Here is a 21,446-nt window from a genome sequence, read left to right on the forward strand (position 1 = left end):
ACCCGCTCGACCCCTCAGTACCCCCGCCACCAGACCAGCACCCGCCGCCACACCCCCGGCCGCCGCGCCTCCACCACGACCGTCTCCTCGACAGCGACAGCGACAGCATCAGCGGCCTCGACCTCAGCCACGACCGCCTCCGCCTCCGCCCTCGCCTCGGGCGCCACCCGCCGCCGCGAAGGCAACGGCCAACTCCCCCTCGGCTGCGGCAGATTCGCATGGCTCGGCTTGTGCGTGATCTCCTGCTGCGGCTTGGGATCGAAATGCACCGGCAACGCCACCAGATGCCGCGACGAGATGGACTGCGTGTACCGCAACTCCGCCTCAGGACAGTCGAGTTGCACATCGGGCAACCGGAACAGCAGCGCGTCCACCCCCACATCGGCGATGGCCCGCCCCACATCCTGCCCAGGACACTCGTGCGCCCCGCTCCCGAACGCGAGATGCGACCGGTTCCCCCGCATGTTCGCGGACAGATCGGGCCGCATCAGCGGATCGACGTTCGCGGGGGCCGGCGCGAAGAGCAGCCCGTCCCCCTTCCGAATCCGCTGCCCGCCCAACTCCGTGTCCACCTTGGCGAAGTAGGCGAAGATCGTGCTGAACGGCGGATGGTCCCACAGGGACTGCTCGACCGCCTCGGGCACGGTCATCTGCCCCCCGTTCAGCTTGGCGTAGAACCGGGGGTCGATGATGACCTGGAGCAGCACACTGGACAGCAGGTTGACGCTGGCCTCGTAGGCGGCGAAGAGCAACAGCCGCAAGTGCTCCCGGACTTCGTCGTCGGTGAGCTTCGCGGGGTGCGTGACGAGCTTACTGGCGGCGTCGTCGAGCGGCTCGGCGCGCCGGCGTGCGGTCAGCCGACTGAGCGCGTCCATCACGTACCCGTGGCTGGCGATCGCGGTGTCGGTCCCCTTGAGCGCGTCACGGGCCGCGTGCACGAGCCGGTCGTTGTACTCCTCGGGCATGCCGAGGACGTGGCACATGACGGCCATCGGGAGGTGCTCGGCGAACTGGGTGACCAACTCCGCCTTCCCGCTCTCGCAGAACTCGTTGACGAGCCGCTGGCTGGACCGGTTGATGTACCGGCGCAGGGTCCGGTCGTCGAGCCCTTCCATGGACGCCTTGACGGCGCCGCGCAGCCGCTTGTGCTCGTCGCCCTCGGCGTGCGAGGCGATGGGCTGCCAGGCGATGTGCGGCATGAGCGGGTGGTCGGGCTTGACCTGCCCGTCGACGAGGGGCGTCCAGATCCGGCTGTCGCGGGTGAAGTGGGTGGGCGAGCGCACCATGTGGAGGTTCTCGGCGTGCCCGAGGACGACCCAGATGGGCACGTCGTCGTGGAGGAGGACGGGCGCGACGGGGCCGTGCTCCTCGCGCAGCCGCTCGTACAGCCCGTTGAGGTCCTCGGCGCCGGGCCCGAACAGCCGGGTCAGCCCGCCCGCGCCGCGGCCGTGGGCGGGGCAGCCGGCGGGGGGTTCGGTGGTGGTCGTGGGGGTGTGGTCAGACGTCACGGGGAAGTCGCTTTCAGAAGCTTCGGGAAGGAGCCGTCAGACGTTCGGGACGGAGCCGTCAGACGAGGGCGCCCTTGTTCAGGAGGGTGCCGAGAAAGTCCATGAGGGTGACGAGGAGATCCCGGCTGGAGGCGCGCCTGCGGACGTCGCACTCGACGATCGGGATACGGGGGTTGAGGTCAAGTGCCCCGCGCAGTACGGGAATCGGGTAACGGGGCCCGTCGGGAAAGGTGTTGACGCCGACGACGAACGGCACGCCGCGTTCTTCGAGCCGCCCCATGACCTCGTAACTCACGTCGAGGCGGCGGGTGTCGACGAGGACGACCGCCCCGAGGGCCCCTTCGAAGAGCCCGTTCCACAGGAACCAGAACCGCTCCTGGCCGGGTGTCCCGAAGAGGTAGAGGACGAACTCGTCGCTGATCCGGATGCGCCCGAAGTCCATGGCGACGGTGGTCGCGGTCTTGGTGTCGGAGCCGCAGTCGTCGTCGACGCCGATCCCGGCCTGCGTCATGGTCTCCTCGGTGGTCAGCGGCCTGATCTCGCTGACGGAGCCGACCATCGTGGTCTTCCCGACGCCGAACCCGCCCACGATGACGATCTTCGCCGCGGCGGCGGTGGTGTGCGGGAGCCGGTCCTCGGCGCGTGGGCCGGGGAGCGTGTCAGAGGCGTTGAAGTCCATGCATCACCGCTTCGAGGAGGGACCGGTCGGGGATCTTCTGCCGGACGATCGGGGCCCGCGAGTCGAGGAGGCCGGCCGCCAGCATGTCCGTGATCAGCACGGACACCACGCTGAACGGCAGCGCGAGATACGCGGAGACCTCGGCGAGCGACAGCGGCGTCGCGCACATCCGCAGCACCACGGTCCGCTCGGGCCCGGTCGAGGAGTTCGGTTCGGTGCGGGCCACGACGAGCGTGACCAGGTCGAGCGGGACCCGTTCGCCGTCGGGGCCCGAGATCGTGTAGAGCCGTTCGGGTGCCTTCTTCTCCTTCTCCTCCCCCGCCGCCACCGCGGGCGGCTCGGGCAGGGGCCGCAGGGCGGCACGCCGCCGGCGTCGCGGAGGAGTCATACGGTCTGCCCTTTCCGCCGGGGCGGACTCGTGAGATGCGATCCGATGCGTACGACGAGGTCGCGCATGTGCAGGCTCATCGCGCCGGGTTCGCAGCGCACGTCGGACAGGACGGCGAGATAGGCGCCGGCGCCCGCGGCCATCAGGTAGAAGTAGCCGCCGTTCATCTCGATGACGACGAGCTTCATGTCGCCCTCGACGGTGGGGATCTCCTCAGCGACGGCCCCGGCGAGGCTCTGGAGTCCGGCGCAGGCGGCGGCGACCCGGTCGGCGGCGTCGGGGTCGCCGCCGTAGCGCGCGATGCGCAGTCCGTCGGCGGAGAGCACCACGATCATCTCGATGCCCGGGACTCCGCTGTACAGCTCCTTGAGCATCCAGTCGAAGTTGGCGCGCTGCTTGATCACGTCGGGTCCCCTTCGTCGTCGGCCGTGGCCTTGTCGTCGATCAGGTGCAGGTATGCGGTGGGATTGCGGGTGAAGTCGGTGGGGTGCACGCCGTCGGGCGTGTTGTCCTTCAGGCCCGCCCAGAACGCCTCGAAGCCGAGGCCGGGCGCGGGTCCGCTCGGCGCGGGTTTGGCCAGCACGCGCGCGGCGGCCTCGGCCCACATCTCCTCCTCCGGGTCGACCGGCACCGGCTCGCCGCGTGCGGCGGCCTTCTCGGCGGCCTCCTCCGCGAGCTGGCGGGCGTACGCCTGGGGGTAGGAGTCGAGGATGGAGACGACGGCCTTGCTGCGCCGCTGCGGGAGGCCCTCGGCGGTCCACTCGGTGACCTCGGGCGTCTCGTCCTCCCGCACGGACACGCCCTCCGGCAGCCGGGGGCTGGTGGGGCGGCGCTTCTTCGGCCGGCGTTCGGGGCCCTTGACGCCGCCGAGGTCGAGGGTCGGGGTGGCGCCCGCGCCGATGCCGTGCGCGTAGATCGTCTCCGGGCCCTCGGTGAGCATCTCGGCGGGCACGATGAGGACGGCGCGGACGCCGCCGTACGCCGAGACGCGCAGCGAGCACTGCATGTTGAACGTCGTGCAGAGCCGGCCGACGACGGCGAGGCCGAGGCGGGGGGCGCCGCCGTCGTCGTGGATGTCCTCGCCGCGCTTGGCGTCCTCCAGGATGCGTTCGACGCGGGCGCGGCCCTCCTCGCTGAGGCTGACGCCGGCGTCCTCGATCTCGATGGCGATACCGGTCTGCACCTCGATCGCGTTGACGTGCACGATGCTCGCCGGGGGCGAGAACCGGGTGGCGTTGTCCATGAGTTCGGCGCAGGCGTGGATGACCGGCTCGACGGAGATACCGCGGATGTTGACCTTCGCGATCGACTCCAGCTTGATCCGCGGGTACTCCAGAATCCGGGACATGCCGCCGCGCAGCACGCTGTACAGGGGGACCGGCGCGGGCCACTGACGGCTCGGCCGGCCGCCGCCGATGACGCCGACGGAGTCCGCGAGGCGGCCGATCATCGCGGTGCCGTGGTCGATGCGCAGGAGGTCGTCGAAGACGTGCGGGTTGTTGCCGTGGTCGTACTCCATCTCCAGCAGTTCGTCGTTCTGCTGGTGGACGATGGCCTGGATGCGCCGGGCGACGGAGGTGTACGAGCGCAGCGCGGAGTCCCGGAGGTTCTCCTGGTGCTCGACGATGTCGAGGACGCTGGTGACGACGCCGGCCTGGGCGCGGTCGAGGTCGCGGAAGGTCGGGTCGATGTCCGGCATCAACTGGAGGACCTCGCGCGGGGAGTTGCCCGCCCTGAGCACCTTGACGGCGGTGGGTACGTGGTCCTCGGCGACTCTCAGGTTGAGGGTCGCGTACGTCTCGATCCGGCGCTCCAGGGCGGCCGTACGGCGCTCCGTGTCGGCCCGCAGCTCGCGCAGCCGCCGTCCCCGCCGGACCACCTCGACGGCGGTCATCACCACCAGCACCGTGGCGACGGCCCCGCAGACGCCGACCGCGACCCGAGCCGACCGCGGGACCAGCGCGACAGCCGCTCCGCTCACCGCGGTCATCAGTATCGCCGGGGGCAACAGCACCCGGGCGAAGGGGCGTTCACGCCCGGACGGGGACTGCGCGGAGGACTGAGCACTCACCATGGGGACCCTCTGTCGGGAATTGTCCGCATCTTCAGAACATTCGGGAACAAGCGCACGAATCCATCTCAACCGGGTGCGCTGCGGGCGAGCTTAGTCCGACCGGATCAACGCCGCGTCATGTTCGGCAACCGCCTGAAAGGCATCCCCCGACAGAGGTATGGTCGTTCGTTTTAAACACTGCGAATTCGTTCGAATACGAACAGTGACGTCGCGCAGGCGTACGACAGTTCAGACCCCGGCGATCCTCAACGCCGCGTCCGCGGTCGCCCGCGCGAACTCGGAGACGGCCCGACCGGGAGCGTCCCGCCGTACGAGGATGACCCCTTCGATCAGCCCGAAGACCAGATCGGTCCGCAACTCCAACTCCCCGCCCTCAAGCCCGGCGGCCTCCCCGACCAACTCCCGGTAAGCCCCCTTGAGCTCCTCCCGGGCGGCCCGGAACCCGGCGAACCCCTCCCCCCGCACCTCGGGCAGCAGATAAAGCCCCCCGAGATTGAACTCCCCTCCGCACAACACCTCGACATCCGCCCGGCACAGCTCCCACAACCGCTCCCGGGCCCCCCGCCCCTCCTCACCGAGCAACGCCCGCGCATAACTCAACGAAGGAGCCACCGTCGACTCCAACAACGCGACGAGCAGCTCCTCCTTCCCCGACACGTAGTGATACATCGTCGCCTGCCGCATCCCGGCCCGCTCGGCCACCGCCCGAGTACTGGTCGCGGCATACCCCTTGACGGTGAAAAGCTCCGCCGCCGCCCCCAACAACTCCCCCCGAGGGTCCACCCCCCACCCCACCCGCTCCACAGCCCGAGGCCGCCCCACACGCCGTCCACCTGGGCTACTCATACACCGATCCTCGCACAACGCCTCCGACGCGGACGAACGATCTTGCCGCCACACCACACGAAGCCTTTTGGCGCGCGAGCGAACAATCCCACCTCACCCCGCTCACCCAAGGGGCGCGGGGAACGGCGCGATCAGCCACAAAGGACCCGCACCCGGCAACAGAGCTCCACCCACCCCCACAGCCCCGCCTCTACCCGTCCCACCCGTCAACACCCTCCGCCCTCCCCCGGGGGGCTCTGGGGGCCCTCCCCCAGGGATGGGACGGGTAGGGGCGGCGGGGGCGAGGAAATGTGAGCGCTCAGCAACCCCACCGAAACAGCCGGGCAACCCCCCCGAATCCCCCCACCCCTAATTTCTGTCACACGACAGAAACCCCCGCCCGCCGGAGGCACCATGCCGACAGCCACCCCCCACGGAGCCCGAGCCCACGCCCGGGCCCAAGAGGGCACGCCCGCGGAGAACATGCCGATCGTCCCCGCCACCACCTGGCCCAACCCCCCGCGCGAGGCAGGCCACTTGGTCTGGGCGGAAACAGTGGCAGGCGGCAACTACACCCACCGCACCCTCGCCAGAGGAACAGAACTCCGCCTCACGGACCTCCAGGGCGACGCCTGCGCCCACGTCCTCCTCTACGCCGACACCCGCCCCTGGGAACGCCTCAACGTCGCGGACACCGTCAAGGTCCAATGGAACGCCTACCTCACCCCGGGCACCCTCCTCCTCTCCGACCAGGGCAGAGTCCTCGCCACCCTCACGGACGACACCTCCGCCCACCACGACACCCTCTGCGGCACCAGCACCCTCGTACGCAACACGGCCCGCTACGGCGACGGCACCCCACACTCCCCCACCCCCGCCGGCCGCGAACTCCTCAAACTCGCCGCGGCCAAGAACGGCCTGGACCCCCGGGACCTCCCCCCGTCCCTCTCCTTCTTCCAGGGCGTCCGCGCGGACGAGGACGGCACCCTCCGCTTCACCGGCTCCGCCGGCCCCGGCGCCCGCGTCACCCTCCGCACGGAACAGGACGTCACGATCCTGATCGCGAACGTCCCCCACCCGACGGACCCCCGCCCGGACTACATCAGCACCCCCCTCGAAGTCCTGGCCTGGCGCTCCGCCCCCACCACGGACACCGACCCCCTCTGGACCAGCACCCCGGAAGCCCGCCGCGCCTTCCTCAACACCACGGAATTCCTCACCGCAAGGGGCCGCTCATGAGCAGGAAGACAGTGGTCCCCGCACGGGCCGCCTGGTCGGCGACCGTCCACCGGGGCGAGACCCTGACCATCACGGACCTCCACGGCAACCAGGCGGTCGACTTCCTCGTGTACGACGCCGACGACACGACGATCCGCTACAGCGCCCCGGACACCGTCCACGCCCAGGGCAGCCTCTTCCTGACGACGGGCAGCGTGCTGCTGTCGAACGAACACACGCCCCTGATGACGGTGCTGAGGGACGACGTGGGCCGCCACGACACGATCGGCGGCGCCTGCTCGAAGGAGTCCAACACCCTCCGCTACGGCCACCACACCTGGTCCCAGCACGCCTGCGTGGACAACTTCCTCGCGGAGGGCGCCAAGTACGGCCTCGGCAAACGGGACCTGGTGTCGAACATCAACTGGTACATGAACGTCCCGGTCGACCCGGACGGCACCCTCGGCATCGTCGACGGCCTCTCCTCCCCCGGCCTCTCCCTCACCCTCCGCGCGGAACGCGACGTCCTCGTCCTCGTCTCCAACTGCCCCCAGATCAACAACCCGTGCAACGGCTTCGACCCGACCCCGGTCGAGATGACGATCGAAGAGCCGCCCGGGGCAGGCGACTCGACCGAAGGGGCGGACCCGGCATGACCCCCACCACCGGCGCACCCCCCACCCCCTTCGACACCCTCCTCGTCGCCAACAGGGGCGAGATAGCCGCCCGTATCATCCGCACGGCCCGCCACCTCGGCCTCCGCACGGTCGCCGTGTACTCCGACCCCGACCGCGACTCCCCCCACGTCCGGCTGGCCGACGAGGCGGTCCGCCTGGGCCCCGCCCCGGCGAAGGACTCGTACCTCGACGCCGACCTCGTCCTGAAGGCCGCGCGGGACACCGGCGCGGGCGCGATCCACCCCGGCTACGGATTCCTCTCGGAGAACGCCGACTTCGCCCGCCGCTGCGAACGCGCCGGCCTCGTCTTCGTCGGCCCCACCCCCGCCCACCTGGACCTCTTCGGCGCGAAACACACGGCGAGAGCGGCGGCGGAGGCGGCGGGCGTCCCCCTGGCCCCCGGCACCGGCCTGCTCGCCTCCCTGGAGGAGGCCCTGGAGAGCGCCGGGACGATCGGCTACCCGGTGATGCTGAAGGCGACCGGCGGAGGCGGCGGCATCGGCATGTCCGCCTGCCACACCCCGCAGGCCCTCACGGACGCCTGGGAGTCCGTGCACCGCGTCGCCGCCGCCTCCTTCTCCTCGGCCGGCGTCTTCCTGGAACGCCTGGTGGAGCACGCCCGCCACATCGAGGTCCAGGTCTTCGGCGACGGCACCGGCACGGTCGTCACCTTCGGCGACCGCGACTGCTCCCTCCAGCGCCGCAACCAGAAGGTCGTCGAGGAGGCCCCGGCCCCCGGTCTCCCCGACCACATCCGCCGCCAACTCGCCGAGAACGCCCACGACTTGTGCGCCTCGGTCGGCTACCGCTCGGCCGGCACGGTCGAGTTCGTGTACGACGCGGCCCGCGAGGAGGCGTACTTCCTGGAGGTCAACACCCGTCTCCAGGTCGAACACCCGGTCACCGAGGAGATCTTCGGCGTCGACCTGGTCGCCTGGATGCTCCGCCTGGCCCAGGGCGACCGGGACGTCGTCCGCACCCCGCCCACCCCGCACGGCCACGCCGTCGAGGCCCGCCTCTACGCCGAGGACCCCACCCGCGAACACCGCCCCAGCGCGGGCCTGCTGACCCGCGTCTCCTACCCGGACGACGTCCGCGTCGACGGCTGGGTGGAGACCGGCACCGAGGTGACGACGTCGTACGACCCGATGCTCGCGAAGGTCGTCGCGCACGGCACGGACCGCGCCGACGCCCTGCGCCGCCTCGCGAAGGCGCTGGCCGGCACCCGTGTCGACGGCATCGAGACGAACCTCGGCTTCCTCCAAGCCGCCCTGGAGAACGGCGACTTCGCGGCGGCCACGCACTCCACGGCGACCCTGACGACGGTCATCGACCCCACCCCCCGGATCGAGGTCGTCTCCGCGGGCACCCTCACGACCGTCCAGGACTGGCCCGGCCGCACCGCCCACTGGCAGGTCGGCGTCCCCCCGTCCGGCCCGATGGACGACCGCTCCTTCCGCCTCGGCAACCGCGCCCTCGGCAACCCGGAGGGCACCCCCGGCCTCGAATGCACGCTCCAGGGCCCGGAGTTGAGGTTCACCCACCCGACGGCCGTGTGCGTGACGGGCGCCCCGGCACCGGTCACGGTCGACGGCGAGGACATCCCCCAGGGCACGCCGGTGACCGTCCCGGCCGGCGGCGTCCTCAAGGTCGGCGCCCCCACGGAACACGGCCTGCGCACGTACGTCCTCTTCGCGGGCGGCCTCGACGTACCCCAATTCCTGGGCAGCGCGAGCACGTTCACACTGGGCCGGTTCGGCGGACACGGCGGCAGGGCGCTGCGACCGGGGGACGTCCTGCACGGCGGGACGATCGCCGAGGGGGCCCCCGCCGACGCGCCGGGAACCCCCGCCGAACCCCCCTCCTTCACCTCCACCTGGCACCTCGCCGTCACCGAAGGCCCGCACGCCGCCCCGGAGTTCTTCACCGAGGCCGACATCCACGACTTCTACGCCGCCGACTGGAAGGTCCACTTCAACTCGGCCCGCACCGGCGTCCGCCTCGTCGGCCCCAAACCCCGCTGGTCGCGCACCGACGGCGGCGAGGCGGGCCTGCACCCCTCCAACATCCACGACACCCCGTACTCGGTGGGCGCCGTCGACTACACCGGCGACATGCCGGTCCTCCTCGGCCCCGACGGCCCCTCCCTCGGCGGCTTCGTCTGCCCGGCGACGATCCTCTCCACGGAACGCTGGAAGCTGGGCCAGCTCCGCCCCGGCGACACGGTCCGCTTCGCCCCGGTCGACGTGACAGGCGCCCCCCGCCCGGAGATTCAGGACGGCGGCATCCTGGCCCACGACGGCGACGTCACCTACCGCCGCAGCGGCGACGACAACCTCCTCGTCGAATTCGGCCCCATGCAACTGGACCTGGCGCTGCGGATGCGCGTCCACGCCCTGATGGAGGCGGTGTCGGAGGCGGCGATCGAGGGCGTCACCGACCTCACCCCCGGCATCCGCTCCCTCCAGATCAAGACGGACCCGGCCCGCCTCCCCCTGTCCGAACTCCTGCCCCGCATCCGCCGGTTGACGGAGGCCCTGCCACCCACCGCCCAACTCACCGTCCCCTCCCGCACGGTCCACCTCCCCCTCTCCTGGGACGACCCCGCGACCCGCGAGGCCATCGCCCGCTACATGGCGGGCGTCCGCGACGACGCCCCCTGGTGCCCCTGGAACATCGAGTTCATCCGCCGCGTCAACGGCCTCGCCACGGTCGACGACGTCCACCGCACGGTCTTCGACGCGGAGTACCTCGTCCTCGGCCTGGGCGACGTCTACCTGGGCGCCCCCGTCGCCACCCCGCTCGACCCCCGCCACCGTCTGGTCACCACGAAGTACAACCCGGCCCGGACCTGGACCGCCGAGAACTCCGTCGGCATCGGCGGCGCCTACCTGTGCGTCTACGGGATGGAGGGGCCCGGCGGCTACCAGTTCGTCGGCCGCACCACCCAGGTCTGGTCCCCCTGGCAGCAGCGCGGCGCCTTCGAACCCGGCAAGCCCTGGCTCCTGCGCTTCTTCGACCGCATCAAGTGGTATCCGGTCGACGGGGACGAACTCCTCGACCTGCGCGCGGACATCACCTCGGGCCGCTTCGTCCCCCGCGTCGAGGAGGGCACGTTCTCCCTGGCGGAGTACGAGGCGTTCCTCGCCGAACACGCCGACTCCATCGCGGAGTTCAGGCGAACCCAGCAGCACGCGTTCGGTGCCGAGCGCGAAGCCTGGGAAGCGGCGGGCGAGTTCGCGCGCGCGGAGGCGGCCGACGCGCCCGCGCCGCCGCCCGCGGAGGTCGAGGTCCCGCCGGGCGGCCGTCTCGTCGAGGCCGAATTCGCGGCGTCCGTCTGGCAGGTGAACGTCCGTCAGGGCGACGAGGTCACCGCCGGGCAGCCCCTCCTGGCCCTGGAGGCGATGAAGATGGAGTCCCGCGTCCACGCCCCGGCCGCCGGTGTCGTCCACGAGATCCTGGCCGGACCGGGCGACCAGGTGGAGGCGGGCACGGCCCTGCTGGTCCTGGCACCGCTCACGGCCACGACCACGACTACGCCCCCGGCCAGCCGAACTCCCGCCCGGTCGGACCAGATCGAACACCCCGCCGAGTCCACCCCGACCACGCACACCCTCACCCCGGCCGCGAACTGAAAGAGGCGCACCCCATGCCCACCCCCCGAGTCCGCGCCACCCTCGTCTGCCGGGTCCGCGCCGCCTACGCCCGTATCGAGGCCGTCGACCGCCCGGAGATCTGGATCGGCCTGCGCCCCCAGGCCGACCTGGAGGCCGAGGCCGAGGCCCTGGAGGCCCGTCTCGCCGCCGGCGACCACCTCCCCCTCGCCGGCCGGCTCCTCGCCGTCAAGGGCAACATCGACGTCGCGGGCCTCCCCACGACGGCCGCCTGCCCCTCGTACGCGTACGACCCTGCGGCGAACGCCCCGGTGGTCGCCCGGCTGCGCGCGGCCGGTGCTCTCGTCCTCGGGACCACCAATCTCGACCAGTTCGCCACGGGTCTGGTCGGCACCCGCTCCCCGCACGGCGCGGTCCGGGGCGCGCACGACCCGGCCCGGATCAGCGGCGGCTCCAGCTCGGGTTCGGCGGTGGCGGTCGCCCTGGGCATCGCGGACCTGGCACTCGGCACGGACACGGCGGGCTCGGGCCGGGTCCCGGCGGCCTTCAACGGCATCGTCGGCCTCAAACCGACGAAGGGCCTGGTCCCGACGGACGGCGTGGTCCCGGCCTGCGCCTCCCTGGACTGCGTCACGGTCTTCGCCCGCACCCTGCGCGAAGCCGAACAGGCCCTCGCCCACATGACCACCGCCCCCAGCCCCACCCCACCCCGCGCCCCCGGCCCCTGGCGCGTCGCCGTCGCCACCCCCGAACACCTCGGCCCCCTCGACGAGGGCTGGCAGGACGCCTACGACGACGCCGTCCGCCGGCTCGCCTCGGCGGGCGCCGAGATCCGCCCCCTCGACCTCACCCCGTTCACCGAAGCGGCGGCCCTCCTCTACGAGGGCGCCTTCGTCGCCGAACGCTACACAGCGGTGGGCCCCTTCATCGAGAAATCCACCCCCGACCTCGACCCCACCGTGGCCACCATCATCACCCGTGCCCGGGACATCCCGGCCCACCAACTCTTCACGGACCAGGCAAGGTTGGCCACCCTCCACACGAAGGCCCTCAAGGAACTGGCCGACGCGGACGCCCTGTTGCTCCCGACCGCCCCAACTCACCCCACCCTGGCCGAAGTAGCGGCCGACCCCTTCACCACCAACGCCCGCCTGGGCCGTTTCACCAACTCCACCAACCTCTTCGACCTGGCCGCCGCCGCAGTCCCCGCCGCCCAGGTGAACGGCCTCCCCTTCGGCGTCATGCTGATAGGCCCGGCCCACACGGACGAACGCCTGGCGAGAATCGCCGAGTTGCTGACACCCGAGGTCCACCTGGCCGTAGTGGGCGCCCACTTGACGGGCCAGCCCCTGAACCCCCAACTCCTGTCCTTGGGCGCAGTCCTGGACCGCACCACGACAACGGCCCCGAACTACCGCATGTACGCCCTGGACACGACCCCACCGAAACCGGGCCTGGTGCACGTAGAAGAAGGGGGAGCAGCCATGGAAACAGAGGTCTGGCGCCTGTCCGCGGAGTCACTGGGCTGCTTCCTGTCAACTCTCCCACGCCCGATGACGCTGGGAAAGGTACAGCTGACAGACGGCACCCAGGTCACGGGTTTCCTCTGCGAACCAGCGGCACTGGAAAACGCAGAGGACATAACGGCGTACGGAGGTTGGCGCCCCTATCTAAACGAACGTGATGGTGAGGTTCTTTAGGGGCGCGGGGAACTGCGCGACAAGCCACGAAGCACCCGCACCCGCCGAACAACCCTCACCCCACCGACGAATAGGCCACCACCCCCCGCAACACCCCCTCAACCGCCTTCCGCGCAGCCTTCGGCACAGTGGACCCCTCCGACGGCGCCGCAGCCGCAACCTGCCCCAGCACATCAATCACCTGCTTGCACCACCGCACAAAGTCCCCGGCCGGCATCTCCGCCTCCCGAAGCACCTCGTCGAGCCCCTTCCCGGAGGCCCACGAGTAGGCGGCCCACGCGAACCCGAGATCCGGCTCCCGCTGCCCCACCCCCTCGGTCTGCCTGATCCGGAACTCCTCCTCCATCCCGTCCAGCCGCCCCCAGATCCGCACCATCTCCCCGAGCGCGGCCTTGGCCGCCCCGGACGGCACCTTGGGAGCCATCGCGTCGTCCCCGACCCGCGCCTCGTACACCAACGCGGAAACGCACGCGGCGAGTTCGGCGGGCGACAGCCCTTCCCACACCCCGGCCCGCAGACATTCGCTGGCGAGCAGGTCGAGTTCGCCGTACAGCCGGGCCAACCGCCGCCCGTGCTCGGTGACTTCGTCCCCGCGCAGATAGTCCAGCTCGGTCAGCAGCGCGACGATCCGGTCGAAGGTCCGGGCGATGGTGTTGGTCCGCCCCTCGATCCGCCGCTCCAGCTGCGAGGTGTCGCGCAGGAGCCGGTAGTACCGCTCGGCCCACCGCGCGTGGTCCTCCCGGTCGGCGCACCCGTGGCAGGGGTGCACGCGCAGCTCCGCGCGGAGCCGGGCGATCTCGCGGTCGTCGGCGGCCTGCGCCCGCTGCTTGCGGGCCCGCTCGGGCGGGATGTGCCCGGCCTTGGCGCGCAGCGCGGACGCGAGGTCGCGCCGGGACTGCGGTGAGCGGGGGTTGAACGTCTTGGGGATGCGCATCCGGTCGAGCGGCTCGATCGGCACGGGGAAGTCGATGGACGCGAGCCGCTTGACCTGCCGTTCGGCGGTCAGGACCAACGGCCGTGGCCCGTCGTGGTGTTCGAACCCGCGATGCCCGTTGGCCCGCCCGGCGGGCAGCCCGGGGTCGAGGACGAGCGCGAGCCCGGCGTACTTCCCGGTGGGGACGTGGATGACGTCACCGGGCTTGAGGCGCTCCAGTGCGACGGCGGCCTCGGCGCGCCGCTGCGCGACCCCCTGCTTGGCCAACTCGGTCTCGCGGTCCTTCAGTTCGCGCCGCAGCCGGGCGTACTCCTCGAAGTCCCCGAGGTGGCAGGTCATCGACTCCTTGTAGCCGTCGAGGCCCTCCTCGTTGCGCTGGACCTGCTTGGAGATCCCGACGACCGACCGGTCGGCCTGGAACTGCGCGAACGACGTCTCCAGCAGCTCCCGGGACCGGTGGCGTCCGAACTGCTCGACGAGGTTGACGGCCATGTTGTACGAGGGCCGGAAACTCGACCGCAGCGGGTACGTCCGCGTCCCGGCCAGGCCGGCGAGGTGCTCGGGGCTCATGGCGCGCTGCCAGAGCACGACCGCGTGCCCCTCGACGTCGATCCCGCGCCGCCCGGCCCGCCCGGTGAGCTGCGTGTACTCGCCCGGCGTGATGTCCGCGTGCTGCTCGCCGTTCCACTTGACGAGCTTTTCGAGGACGACGGACCTGGCGGGCATGTTGATGCCGAGCGCCAGCGTCTCCGTCGCGAAGACGGCCTTGACGAGCCCTCGGACGAACAGTTCCTCGACGACCTCCTTGAAGGTCGGCAGCATGCCCGCGTGGTGCGCGGCGATGCCCCGCTCCAGGCCCTCCAGCCACTCGAAGTAGCCGAGGACGTGGAGGTCCTCGCGGGGGATGGCGGCCGTGCGCTCCTCGACGAGGGCACGGACCTTGGCCCTCGCCTCGTCGTCGTTGAGCCGCAGACCGGCGTACAGGCACTGCTGGACGGCGGCTTCGCAGGCGGCGCGGCTGAAGATGAACGTGATCGCGGGGAGCAGTCCCTCGGCGTCGAGCCGCTCGATGACCTCGGGGCGGCCCGGCGTCCACACGCGCGAGCGGGATCTGCGCTCCCGCTCCCGGTCGGCCTCCCGCATCCGGCCGCGCTTGCGGTCCTGGTAGGAGGGTCTCTGCGCCTCCATGCGGGCGAGGCGGGTGAGGTCGGGGTTGACGGCCTTCTTGCTGCCCTCGCCCTCCTCGAACAGGTCGTACATCCGCCGTCCGGCCAGGACGTGCTGGAAGAGGGGGACGGGGCGGTGTTCGGAGACGATGACCTCGGTGTCGCCGCGGACCGTGTCGAGCCAGTCGCCGAACTCCTCGGCGTTGGAGACGGTCGCGGAGAGGGAGACCAGCGTCACCGACTCGGGGAGGTGGATGATCACCTCTTCCCAGACGGCGCCCCGGAACCGGTCGGAGAGGTAGTGCACCTCGTCCATCACGACGTACCCGAGGCCGAGGAGCGTCTGCGAACCGGCGTACAGCATGTTCCGCAGGACCTCGGTGGTCATCACGACCACCGGGGCGTCGGAGTTGACGCTGTTGTCCCCGGTCAGCAGCCCGACCTTGTCCGCGCCGTAGCGGCGGCACAGGTCGGCGTACTTCTGGTTCGAGAGCGCCTTGATCGGGGTCGTGTAGAAACACTTCTTGCCCTGGCCCAGGGCGAGATGGACGGCGAACTCGCCGACGATCGTCTTGCCCGATCCCGTGGGAGCGGCGACCAGCACCCCCTTCCCCGCCTCAAGCGCCCGACACGCCTCGATCTGGAAGGCGTCGAGCCCGAACTCATACATCTCGCGGAACCCGGCCAGCGCGGTCGCCTGCTCGACAGCGCGCATGCGCGCCGCCGCGTACCGCTCGGCCGGGGAGAGGTCCTCTGTCATCGTGCTTCGAGCGTACCGGCCCCCACTGACAACGGGACGATCATTATCCGGATCGTGGACAAACAGCCCGGCCGGACGGAAACGGCCGGACACTCGGTGAGCGTCCGGCCGTGGCCCGTCGGGCGAGGGCGGTCAGGTGACGTCGTCGTACCCGTTGACCCGGTCGGTGTTGTTCGACTGGCCCGGGAGCGCGCGGGAGGAGCTGACCGACTCGACCTCGCCGATGTCCTGCGGGGTGAGGTCCAGCTCGGACGCCTCGTCGTCCGCCGGGCCCATCTCCTCGCGGCGGCGCTTGCGGCGGTCGTTGAGCAGGGAGACCAGCGTGGCGCAGAAGTAGAGGACCCAGATCGGGCCGGCCAGCGCCAGCATCGTCAGCGGGTCGGTGCTGGGCGTGGCCACCGCGGCGAAGACGGTGATGCCCATGATCATGCCGCGCCACCAGCCGAGCATCCGCTTGCCGGTCAGCACCCCGGTCAGGTTGAGCATCACCAGGAGCAGCGGCAGCTCGAAGGAGAGACCGAAGACGAGCACCATGCGGACGATCAGGTCGAGCAGATCGTCCAGCGGCAGCTGGTTGTCCAGGTCCGCCGGGGAGAACTCCAGGAGGACCTTCGCCATCGTCGGCAGCGTCTTGTAGGCGAAGAACGCGCCGCCGAAGAACAGCGGGGCACCGGTGCCGACGAAGACGTACGCGTATTTCTTCTCGTGCTTGTGCAGACCCGGGGTGATGAACGCCCAGAGCTGGTAGAGCCAGATCGGGGAAGCGAAGATCACACCGGCCATCAGGGAGACCTTGAGGGCGAGCGTGAAGGGGGTCAGCAGACCGTTCAGGACGATGCGGGCGCAGGTTCCGGTGCGCTGCTGCGCCAGCTCGGAGAGGGTGGCGTTGCACCCGACCGAGTCCAGGATCGGGTTCGTGAAGAACTCGATGATGTCCTTGTAGAAGAAGGCGGCGACGATCGTGACGACGACGATCGCCAGGACAGCCTTGGCGAGCCGGTTGCGCAGCTCACGCAGATGTTCCGCGAGGGGCATCCGCCCCTCGGGGTCCTTCTCCTTCTTGCGGGCAGACTTGAGCAACCCACGTTCCCATCTCGTGCGGTGGGCCGGAGTTCACCGGCCCTGCGTCAGCGCTGCGTGGAGTCCGTCGGCTCGGTGACCGGGCGGGAGCTGGTCACGTCGCCGGGGGCCGCCTGGATGGTGCGCTGCGCATTGGCCTGGTCACCCGGGGTGGGCGGGGCGGCCGAGGTGGTGGCGGAGTTGCCGCCCTCCTCCTTCATCGCCTTGGCCTCGCTCTTCAGAATCCGCGCGGACTTCCCGAGGGAGCGGGCCATGTCCGGAAGCTTCTTCGCGCCGAACAGCAGGATGATGACGACGAGGATGAGAATGATCTCGGGGGCTCCGAGCCTTCCGAACATAAGTCTTTACCTTCTCACCGAGGCGGCTGGGTGGGGATGCTGTGCGACCGGTCGGACAGGTGTCCGAACGATCGTGCTCTCAGCGATCGTAACTCCCGGGGGTGAACGTCAGGCAATCCCCGTGCGTACTCCCTGTTCCGCGAATCGGGCCTCGTTCTCCGGTCCGCGACCAGCAGCGTACCCGCCGCACCCGTCGGCGCGGGAGGGAGAAGTCGCCCAAATCGCATCCGCCGCCGGACTCACAGAACCATCACAGCGGTACTCACAGCGAGTCGACAGCCCGCGCGGTGCTCACCGCGGCCCTCTCCAGGTCCTCGGCGGCCCGCCCGATCCGCTCCGCCGACGCCGCGACCTGCGCCCCGAGCCGCCGCGCCTCCACGAACACCCGCACCGCGAGCACCCCCAGCACGAGCAGCCCGAGGAAACCCACAGCAACCGCGACCATCGCCCAGAACATGCCCCGAGCGTAGCGCTCCCCCAGGCACCCGGTGACGGGCGGCCACCGGACACCCCCGAGAACCCCTACGCCCCCTGCAACCGCAGCGTCCGCACCCCGCCCTCCACCAGCAGCCCCACGATCCGCTCCCCCGCCGGCTTGCGCACCGTCTCCTCGCACACGGGGCACGTGAACGAGTAGAACGTCGTCCTGCTGCTCCCCCCGATCGCGAGCATCAGCGCGGACGCCTCCAGCTCGAACCGCCCCCGGCACTCAGGACACCCCGCGGTGAACACGACCGGCGTGACCGCCTCGATTCCCACGTCCTTCATACCCGCGAACGCGGTCGCCACCGTCATCTCCGGCCCCCCGGACGACTCGCTCACCCCGCCACTCCCCTCGTCCCGGCCTCGTCGTACCCGGCCAGCGCCGCCCGCGCGGCCTCACGGGCGCTGTCCGCGAGGTCCTGCGGCGCCACGATCCGCCCGTCGGCGCCCAGCCGCAGCGCGAGCCGCCGCAGGGACGCCGGATCGGGTGTGCGCAGCGTGATCCGCAGCCCCCCGTCGGGCAGCTCCTCCGCGCTGTCGTGCGGGTAGTACTCGGCGACCCAGCGGCCCCCGGGCCCCACCTCGACGACGACCTCCGGGTCCTCCGCGGCGGGCTGCACGAGCCCCAGCGACAGATCCCGCAGCTCCACCTCGGGCGGCGCCGACGGCTCGTCGAGGATCTTGATCTCGGCGACCCGGTCCAGCCGGAACGTCCGCCGCGCCTCCGAGCGCCGGCACCACGCCTCGACGTACGTGTGCCCCACGCTGACCAGGCGGATCGGGTCGATCTCCCGCTCCGTGACCTCGTCACGGGCCGGCGAGTAGTAGCGCATCCACAGCCGGCGCCGCTCGGCGATCGCCCGGTCGACCTCGGCGAAGACCCCGCCCTCGGACTCGAACGTCACCGACAGCCGCGCGCTCGCCCCGGCCGCCTCACCGGCCGCCGCCTCCACCTTCGCGGTCGCCCGCACCAGCGCCTGCCGGTCGCCCTCGCGCAGCCCCGGCAGCGTGGCGACCGCGCGCGCGGCGACCAGCAGCGCCGTCGCCTCGTCCGCCGCGAGCCGCAGCGGCTCCGCGACATCGTCGGGGTTGTGCCACCAGATGTGCTCGCCGTCCGTGTCGATGTCCAGGAGGTCGCCGCCCCGGAAACTCGTCCCGCACATCGGCAGCACGTCCAGGTCGGCGACAAGCTCCTCCTCGCTGATCCCGAACGCCCGCGCCACGTCCTCGACGCGCGCGCCGGGCCGCTCCCTCAGATACGTCACCAGCGACAGCATCCGCCGCGTCTGGTCGATCGCGTTCACCGGCCGTACCGGCTTGCCCGCCATGCTCTCCCCGTCCCCCTCAGCCCTTGGCCACGGCCCGCAGCCGGTCCACGACGTCCGCCCGCAGCTCGGCCGGCCCGACGACCACGACATCCGGCCCGAACTCCACCAGCCAGGCGTCCAGACCGTGCCCGTACGGAATCTCCAACTCGTCCCAGCCGTCCCCGAGTTCCCGGACCGCCGTCGCTTTCGCCCGAAGGGGGTAACCGGCCCCGGCCCGCAGCCGGATCACCGCACTGCGGTCCGCGCCCTCCCCGGCCCAGCCCGCCACGGTCTCCCGCACGGTGACGACGTCCGGAACCGGCACGGTGTACCCGGTCCCCCGCGACCGCACCCGCCCGGTGATCCGCGACAGCCGGAACACCCGCTCCGCGCCCCGGTCCCGGTCGAACCCGGCGAGATACCAGTGCCCGCGCCAGCACTCCAGCGCCCACGGCTCCACATGCCGCGGCTCCGGCCGCGCGGCGGTCGCCTTCCGGTACTCGAAGACCACCGGACGACGGTCCCGGCACGCCAGCATCAACGGCTCGAACGCCGCCTCGTGCACCGGGATACGCGGCTCCAGGGCCCCGTGCGCCTCGTACGGGTCGACGTCCTCCGGCAGCCCGGCCGCACGCAGCTTCTGGAGCGCGCCCGACGCGGCGCCGGCCAGCCTCGCCTGCTGCCACACCTTCGCGGCGAGCCCCAACGCGGCGGCCTCCTCCGCGTCCAGGGTGATCGGCGGCAGCCGGTTGCTGTCCCGGCGGGCCAGATAACCGACCTCGCCGTCCAGGTTCTCCACCGTCTCGATGACCAGCCCGAGTTCGCGCAGATCGTCCTTGTCGCGCTCGAACATCCGGTTGAAGGCGTCGTCCACACCCGCCGCACCCTCACCCGGCCTGCCGGTCACACCCCCGCCCGACCTACCGGTCTCGACGTAAGCCTCGATGGATTCCCGCAACTCCCGTTTGCTGAGCGGTCTGCGCGTCCCCAGCAGACACAGCGCCAGGTTCATGAGCCGCTCGGCCTTGGCAATGGCCATCGACGCCCTTCGCCTTTCCTATGGTGCTTCCGACGGATGACCGTACCGCCCCGCGCCGCCCGGACAAAAGCCGAGGCCCATGCCCGTACAGGCATGGGCCTCACCCGGTCGCTACCGGTCGTGCGCCGCTCAGACCGCGATCAGGTCCACCACGAAGATCAGGGTGGAGCCGGCGGGGATCGCCGGGGTCGGGCTCTGGGCGCCGTAGCCCAGGTGCGGCGGGATGGTCAGCTGACGGCGACCGCCGACCTTCATGCCCTGCACGCCCTGGTCCCAGCCCTTGATGACCCGGCCGGCACCCAGCGGGAACTTGAAGGCCGAGCCGCGGTTCCAGCTCGCGTCGAACTCCTCGCCGGTCGCGAAGGTGACGCCCACGTAGTGCACGGTCACGGTCTGACCGGCCTGCGCGACCTCGCCGTCACCCTCCCAGATGTCCTTGATCTCCAGGTCCGCCGGCGGCTGACCCTCGGGAAAGTCGATCTCGGGCTTCTCGATGCTCACGTCAAACTCCTGGTCGTTCACAAAAAGGCAACCCGCACAGTCTTACATCTTGCGCCACGTCCTGAAGAAGCCAGGCGGTGTCAGGAAGAGGCGAGGATGTCCACCGTGAACACCATCGTCGACGTCTTCTCGATACCGCTGTCCGCCGGCGGGTTGTCGGCGTAGCCCAGCGCCGGCGGGACGACGATGACGACGCGGCTGCCGACCTTCTTGCCCGTCAGCCCCTGCGCCCAGCCCTTGACGACCTGCTGGAGCGAGAACGACGTCGGCTGGTCACGCTTGTACGACGAGTCGAACTCCTTGCCGGTCTCCCACACGACGCCCTTGTACTGCACGACCAGCGTGCTGTCCGCCTTCACCACCGCGCCGTCGCCCTCGATGACGTAGTTCGCCACCAGCTCCTTCGGTGCGGCCGACTTGGGGATCTCCACCGAGGGCGCCTTGCCGTCCGTGTTCGTCCCGACCTTCGGCAGCGCCGCGTCGTCCTGCGCGACGTCCTTGCCCTTCGCGGAGGACTTGCCGTTGAACGTGTCCTGCACGTCCACCACGAACACCAGCGTGTCCGTGCCCTTGATGCCCGCCTGCGACTGGCCCGCCGAGCCGTACCCCCAGGTCGGCGGCACCGAGAACTCCACCCGGCTGCCCGTCTTCTTCCCCGCCAGCGCGTACCGCCAGCCGTCGATGATGCTGCCCTGCGCGAGCTGGATGAACAACGGGGTCTTACGGTCGTAGGAGTTGTCGAACACCTTCGCCGTGTCCCAGATCTGGCCCAGGTAGTGCGCCCACACGAAATCGCCCTCGGCGATCGTCTTCCCACCACCCGCGACCAGCGTCTTCACCGCGAGCTGGTCCGACGGCGAACCGGAACCCTTCGCCACGGTCGGCTTCTCACCGAACTTCTGACCCGCCGTCACGGCCGGCAGCGGACCGTCCACGATCTTCGGCGCCGGAGCTGCCGACGGGGACTCCGAGGCGGACTGCGACGCGCTGTCGCTCGCCTTCTTCGAGTCGGACTTGTCGTCGCCACAGCCGGCGAGCGTGACCAGTCCCACGGGGACGGCGGCGAGGATGAGGGAGCGTCGGCGCACGGTGGAAGCCTCGTAATCGGTCGATCTTGTGGATGGCGTGCGCGCAACTCTACGGCGTGCAAAGGGC

The 21,446-nt window shown here is 71.0% G+C and carries 19 protein-coding genes; 4 read left to right on the forward strand and 15 right to left on the reverse strand.

Annotated elements, in window-relative coordinates; genetic code table 11:
• Positions 1 to 14 precede the first annotated feature (14 nt).
• The 6 genes from ABZX85_RS23660 to ABZX85_RS23685 form a co-directional block, all read right to left on the reverse strand.
• Positions 15 to 1,508, reverse strand: a complete 1,494-nt coding sequence (locus ABZX85_RS23660) for a cytochrome P450 (protein ID WP_355871933.1) — start codon at positions 1,506 to 1,508, stop codon at positions 15 to 17.
• Between the two features lie 58 nt (positions 1,509 to 1,566).
• Positions 1,567 to 2,187 carry an ATP/GTP-binding protein gene (locus tag ABZX85_RS23665; protein ID WP_355871936.1) on the reverse strand — a complete coding sequence of 207 codons (621 nt, stop codon included), beginning with the start codon at positions 2,185 to 2,187 and terminating at the stop codon, positions 1,567 to 1,569.
• The gene (locus tag ABZX85_RS23670) at positions 2,168 to 2,575 is read right to left on the reverse strand and encodes a DUF742 domain-containing protein (RefSeq protein WP_355871939.1); all 408 of its coding nucleotides are present in this window, start codon (positions 2,573 to 2,575) and stop codon (positions 2,168 to 2,170) included. The genes ABZX85_RS23665 and ABZX85_RS23670 overlap by 20 nt, the downstream gene beginning before the upstream one ends.
• On the reverse strand, positions 2,572 to 2,979 hold the full coding sequence (locus tag ABZX85_RS23675) for a roadblock/LC7 domain-containing protein (RefSeq protein WP_355871942.1): 408 nt from the start codon (positions 2,977 to 2,979) through the stop codon (positions 2,572 to 2,574). Before ABZX85_RS23675 ends, ABZX85_RS23670 begins: the two co-directional genes overlap by 4 nt.
• On the reverse strand, positions 2,976 to 4,649 hold the full coding sequence (locus tag ABZX85_RS23680; RefSeq protein ID WP_355871945.1) for an ATP-binding protein: 1,674 nt from the start codon (positions 4,647 to 4,649) through the stop codon (positions 2,976 to 2,978). Before ABZX85_RS23680 ends, ABZX85_RS23675 begins: the two co-directional genes overlap by 4 nt.
• Positions 4,650 to 4,877: 228 nt before the next feature.
• On the reverse strand, positions 4,878 to 5,495 hold the full coding sequence (locus tag ABZX85_RS23685; RefSeq protein ID WP_355871948.1) for a TetR/AcrR family transcriptional regulator: 618 nt from the start codon (positions 5,493 to 5,495) through the stop codon (positions 4,878 to 4,880).
• 393 nt (positions 5,496 to 5,888) lie between these two features.
• Here ABZX85_RS23685 and ABZX85_RS23690 point away from each other — a divergent pair, with 393 nt between their 5' ends.
• From ABZX85_RS23690 to atzF, 4 genes are read left to right on the forward strand one after another with little or no spacing between them, the layout of a single operon-like run.
• Entirely contained in the window at positions 5,889 to 6,713 is an 825-nt protein-coding gene (locus tag ABZX85_RS23690; RefSeq protein ID WP_355871951.1) for an urea amidolyase associated protein UAAP1, read from the forward strand.
• A complete protein-coding gene (locus tag ABZX85_RS23695; protein ID WP_355871954.1) occupies positions 6,710 to 7,348 on the forward strand; it encodes an urea amidolyase associated protein UAAP2 in 639 nt (212 codons plus the stop codon). Before ABZX85_RS23690 ends, ABZX85_RS23695 begins: the two co-directional genes overlap by 4 nt.
• On the forward strand, positions 7,345 to 11,004 hold the full coding sequence (locus ABZX85_RS23700; protein WP_355871957.1) for a 5-oxoprolinase/urea amidolyase family protein: 3,660 nt from the start codon (positions 7,345 to 7,347) through the stop codon (positions 11,002 to 11,004). Before ABZX85_RS23695 ends, ABZX85_RS23700 begins: the two co-directional genes overlap by 4 nt.
• A 14-nt stretch (positions 11,005 to 11,018) precedes the next feature.
• Positions 11,019 to 12,683 (forward strand): allophanate hydrolase, encoded by a 1,665-nt coding sequence (gene atzF, locus ABZX85_RS23705; RefSeq protein WP_355871960.1) that lies wholly within the window; start codon positions 11,019 to 11,021, stop codon positions 12,681 to 12,683.
• Positions 12,684 to 12,738: 55 nt separating this feature from the next.
• Here atzF and ABZX85_RS23710 read toward each other — a convergent pair whose 3' ends face one another.
• The 9 genes from ABZX85_RS23710 to ABZX85_RS23750 all read right to left on the reverse strand — a co-directional run bounded on the left by ABZX85_RS23710 (position 12,739) and on the right by ABZX85_RS23750 (position 21,379).
• A complete protein-coding gene (locus ABZX85_RS23710) occupies positions 12,739 to 15,543 on the reverse strand; it encodes a DEAD/DEAH box helicase (RefSeq protein WP_355871963.1) in 2,805 nt (934 codons plus the stop codon).
• A gap of 132 nt (positions 15,544 to 15,675) precedes the next feature.
• Positions 15,676 to 16,623 carry a twin-arginine translocase subunit TatC gene (gene tatC, locus ABZX85_RS23715; RefSeq protein WP_355871966.1) on the reverse strand — a complete coding sequence of 316 codons (948 nt, stop codon included), beginning with the start codon at positions 16,621 to 16,623 and terminating at the stop codon, positions 15,676 to 15,678.
• A gap of 47 nt (positions 16,624 to 16,670) precedes the next feature.
• Positions 16,671 to 16,961, reverse strand: a complete 291-nt coding sequence (gene tatA, locus ABZX85_RS23720; protein WP_355871969.1) for a Sec-independent protein translocase subunit TatA — start codon at positions 16,959 to 16,961, stop codon at positions 16,671 to 16,673.
• A 262-nt stretch (positions 16,962 to 17,223) separates the two neighbouring features.
• Positions 17,224 to 17,418 carry a hypothetical protein gene (locus ABZX85_RS23725; RefSeq protein WP_355871972.1) on the reverse strand — a complete coding sequence of 65 codons (195 nt, stop codon included), beginning with the start codon at positions 17,416 to 17,418 and terminating at the stop codon, positions 17,224 to 17,226.
• A gap of 65 nt (positions 17,419 to 17,483) precedes the next feature.
• Positions 17,484 to 17,783: a hypothetical protein gene (locus ABZX85_RS23730; protein ID WP_355871975.1), complete on the reverse strand. Its 300-nt coding sequence runs from the start codon at positions 17,781 to 17,783 to the stop codon at positions 17,484 to 17,486.
• The gene (locus tag ABZX85_RS23735) at positions 17,780 to 18,772 is read right to left on the reverse strand and encodes a WYL domain-containing protein (RefSeq protein ID WP_355871977.1); all 993 of its coding nucleotides are present in this window, start codon (positions 18,770 to 18,772) and stop codon (positions 17,780 to 17,782) included. The genes ABZX85_RS23730 and ABZX85_RS23735 overlap by 4 nt, the downstream gene beginning before the upstream one ends.
• A 16-nt stretch (positions 18,773 to 18,788) precedes the next feature.
• Positions 18,789 to 19,790, reverse strand: coding sequence for a WYL domain-containing protein (locus tag ABZX85_RS23740; RefSeq protein WP_355871980.1), 1,002 nt, complete (start codon positions 19,788 to 19,790; stop codon positions 18,789 to 18,791).
• 129 nt (positions 19,791 to 19,919) lie between these two features.
• Positions 19,920 to 20,291 carry an FKBP-type peptidyl-prolyl cis-trans isomerase gene (locus tag ABZX85_RS23745; protein ID WP_355871983.1) on the reverse strand — a complete coding sequence of 124 codons (372 nt, stop codon included), beginning with the start codon at positions 20,289 to 20,291 and terminating at the stop codon, positions 19,920 to 19,922.
• Between the two features lie 80 nt (positions 20,292 to 20,371).
• Positions 20,372 to 21,379, reverse strand: a complete 1,008-nt coding sequence (locus tag ABZX85_RS23750; RefSeq protein WP_355871985.1) for an FKBP-type peptidyl-prolyl cis-trans isomerase — start codon at positions 21,377 to 21,379, stop codon at positions 20,372 to 20,374.
• Positions 21,380 to 21,446 lie beyond the last annotated feature (67 nt).

The sequence above is a fragment of the Streptomyces sp. NPDC004539 genome (genome assembly GCF_040610055.1).
In the GTDB taxonomy this organism is placed as follows: Bacteria; Actinomycetota; Actinomycetes; order Streptomycetales; family Streptomycetaceae; genus Streptomyces.

Bases quoted from the DNA above. Each gene is read 5' to 3' on its own strand.
- ABZX85_RS23725 (WP_355871972.1), bottom strand. From the start codon at position 17,418: ATGTTCTGGGCGATGGTCGCGGTTGCTGTGGGTTTCCTCGGGCTGCTC.
- ABZX85_RS23695 (WP_355871954.1), top strand. From the start codon at position 6,710: ATGAGCAGGAAGACAGTGGTCCCCGCACGGGCCGCCTGGTCGGCGACC.
- ABZX85_RS23680 (WP_355871945.1), bottom strand. From the start codon at position 4,649: ATGGTGAGTGCTCAGTCCTCCGCGCAGTCCCCGTCCGGGCGTGAACGC.
- tatA (WP_355871969.1), bottom strand. From the start codon at position 16,961: ATGTTCGGAAGGCTCGGAGCCCCCGAGATCATTCTCATCCTCGTCGTC.
- ABZX85_RS23740 (WP_355871980.1), bottom strand. From the start codon at position 19,790: ATGGCCATTGCCAAGGCCGAGCGGCTCATGAACCTGGCGCTGTGTCTG.
- ABZX85_RS23685 (WP_355871948.1), bottom strand. From the start codon at position 5,495: ATGAGTAGCCCAGGTGGACGGCGTGTGGGGCGGCCTCGGGCTGTGGAG.
- ABZX85_RS23700 (WP_355871957.1), top strand. From the start codon at position 7,345: ATGACCCCCACCACCGGCGCACCCCCCACCCCCTTCGACACCCTCCTC.
- atzF (WP_355871960.1), top strand. From the start codon at position 11,019: ATGCCCACCCCCCGAGTCCGCGCCACCCTCGTCTGCCGGGTCCGCGCC.
- ABZX85_RS23670 (WP_355871939.1), bottom strand. From the start codon at position 2,575: ATGACTCCTCCGCGACGCCGGCGGCGTGCCGCCCTGCGGCCCCTGCCC.
- ABZX85_RS23665 (WP_355871936.1), bottom strand. From the start codon at position 2,187: ATGGACTTCAACGCCTCTGACACGCTCCCCGGCCCACGCGCCGAGGAC.
- ABZX85_RS23710 (WP_355871963.1), bottom strand. From the start codon at position 15,543: ATGACAGAGGACCTCTCCCCGGCCGAGCGGTACGCGGCGGCGCGCATG.
- ABZX85_RS23735 (WP_355871977.1), bottom strand. From the start codon at position 18,772: ATGGCGGGCAAGCCGGTACGGCCGGTGAACGCGATCGACCAGACGCGG.
- ABZX85_RS23690 (WP_355871951.1), top strand. From the start codon at position 5,889: ATGCCGACAGCCACCCCCCACGGAGCCCGAGCCCACGCCCGGGCCCAA.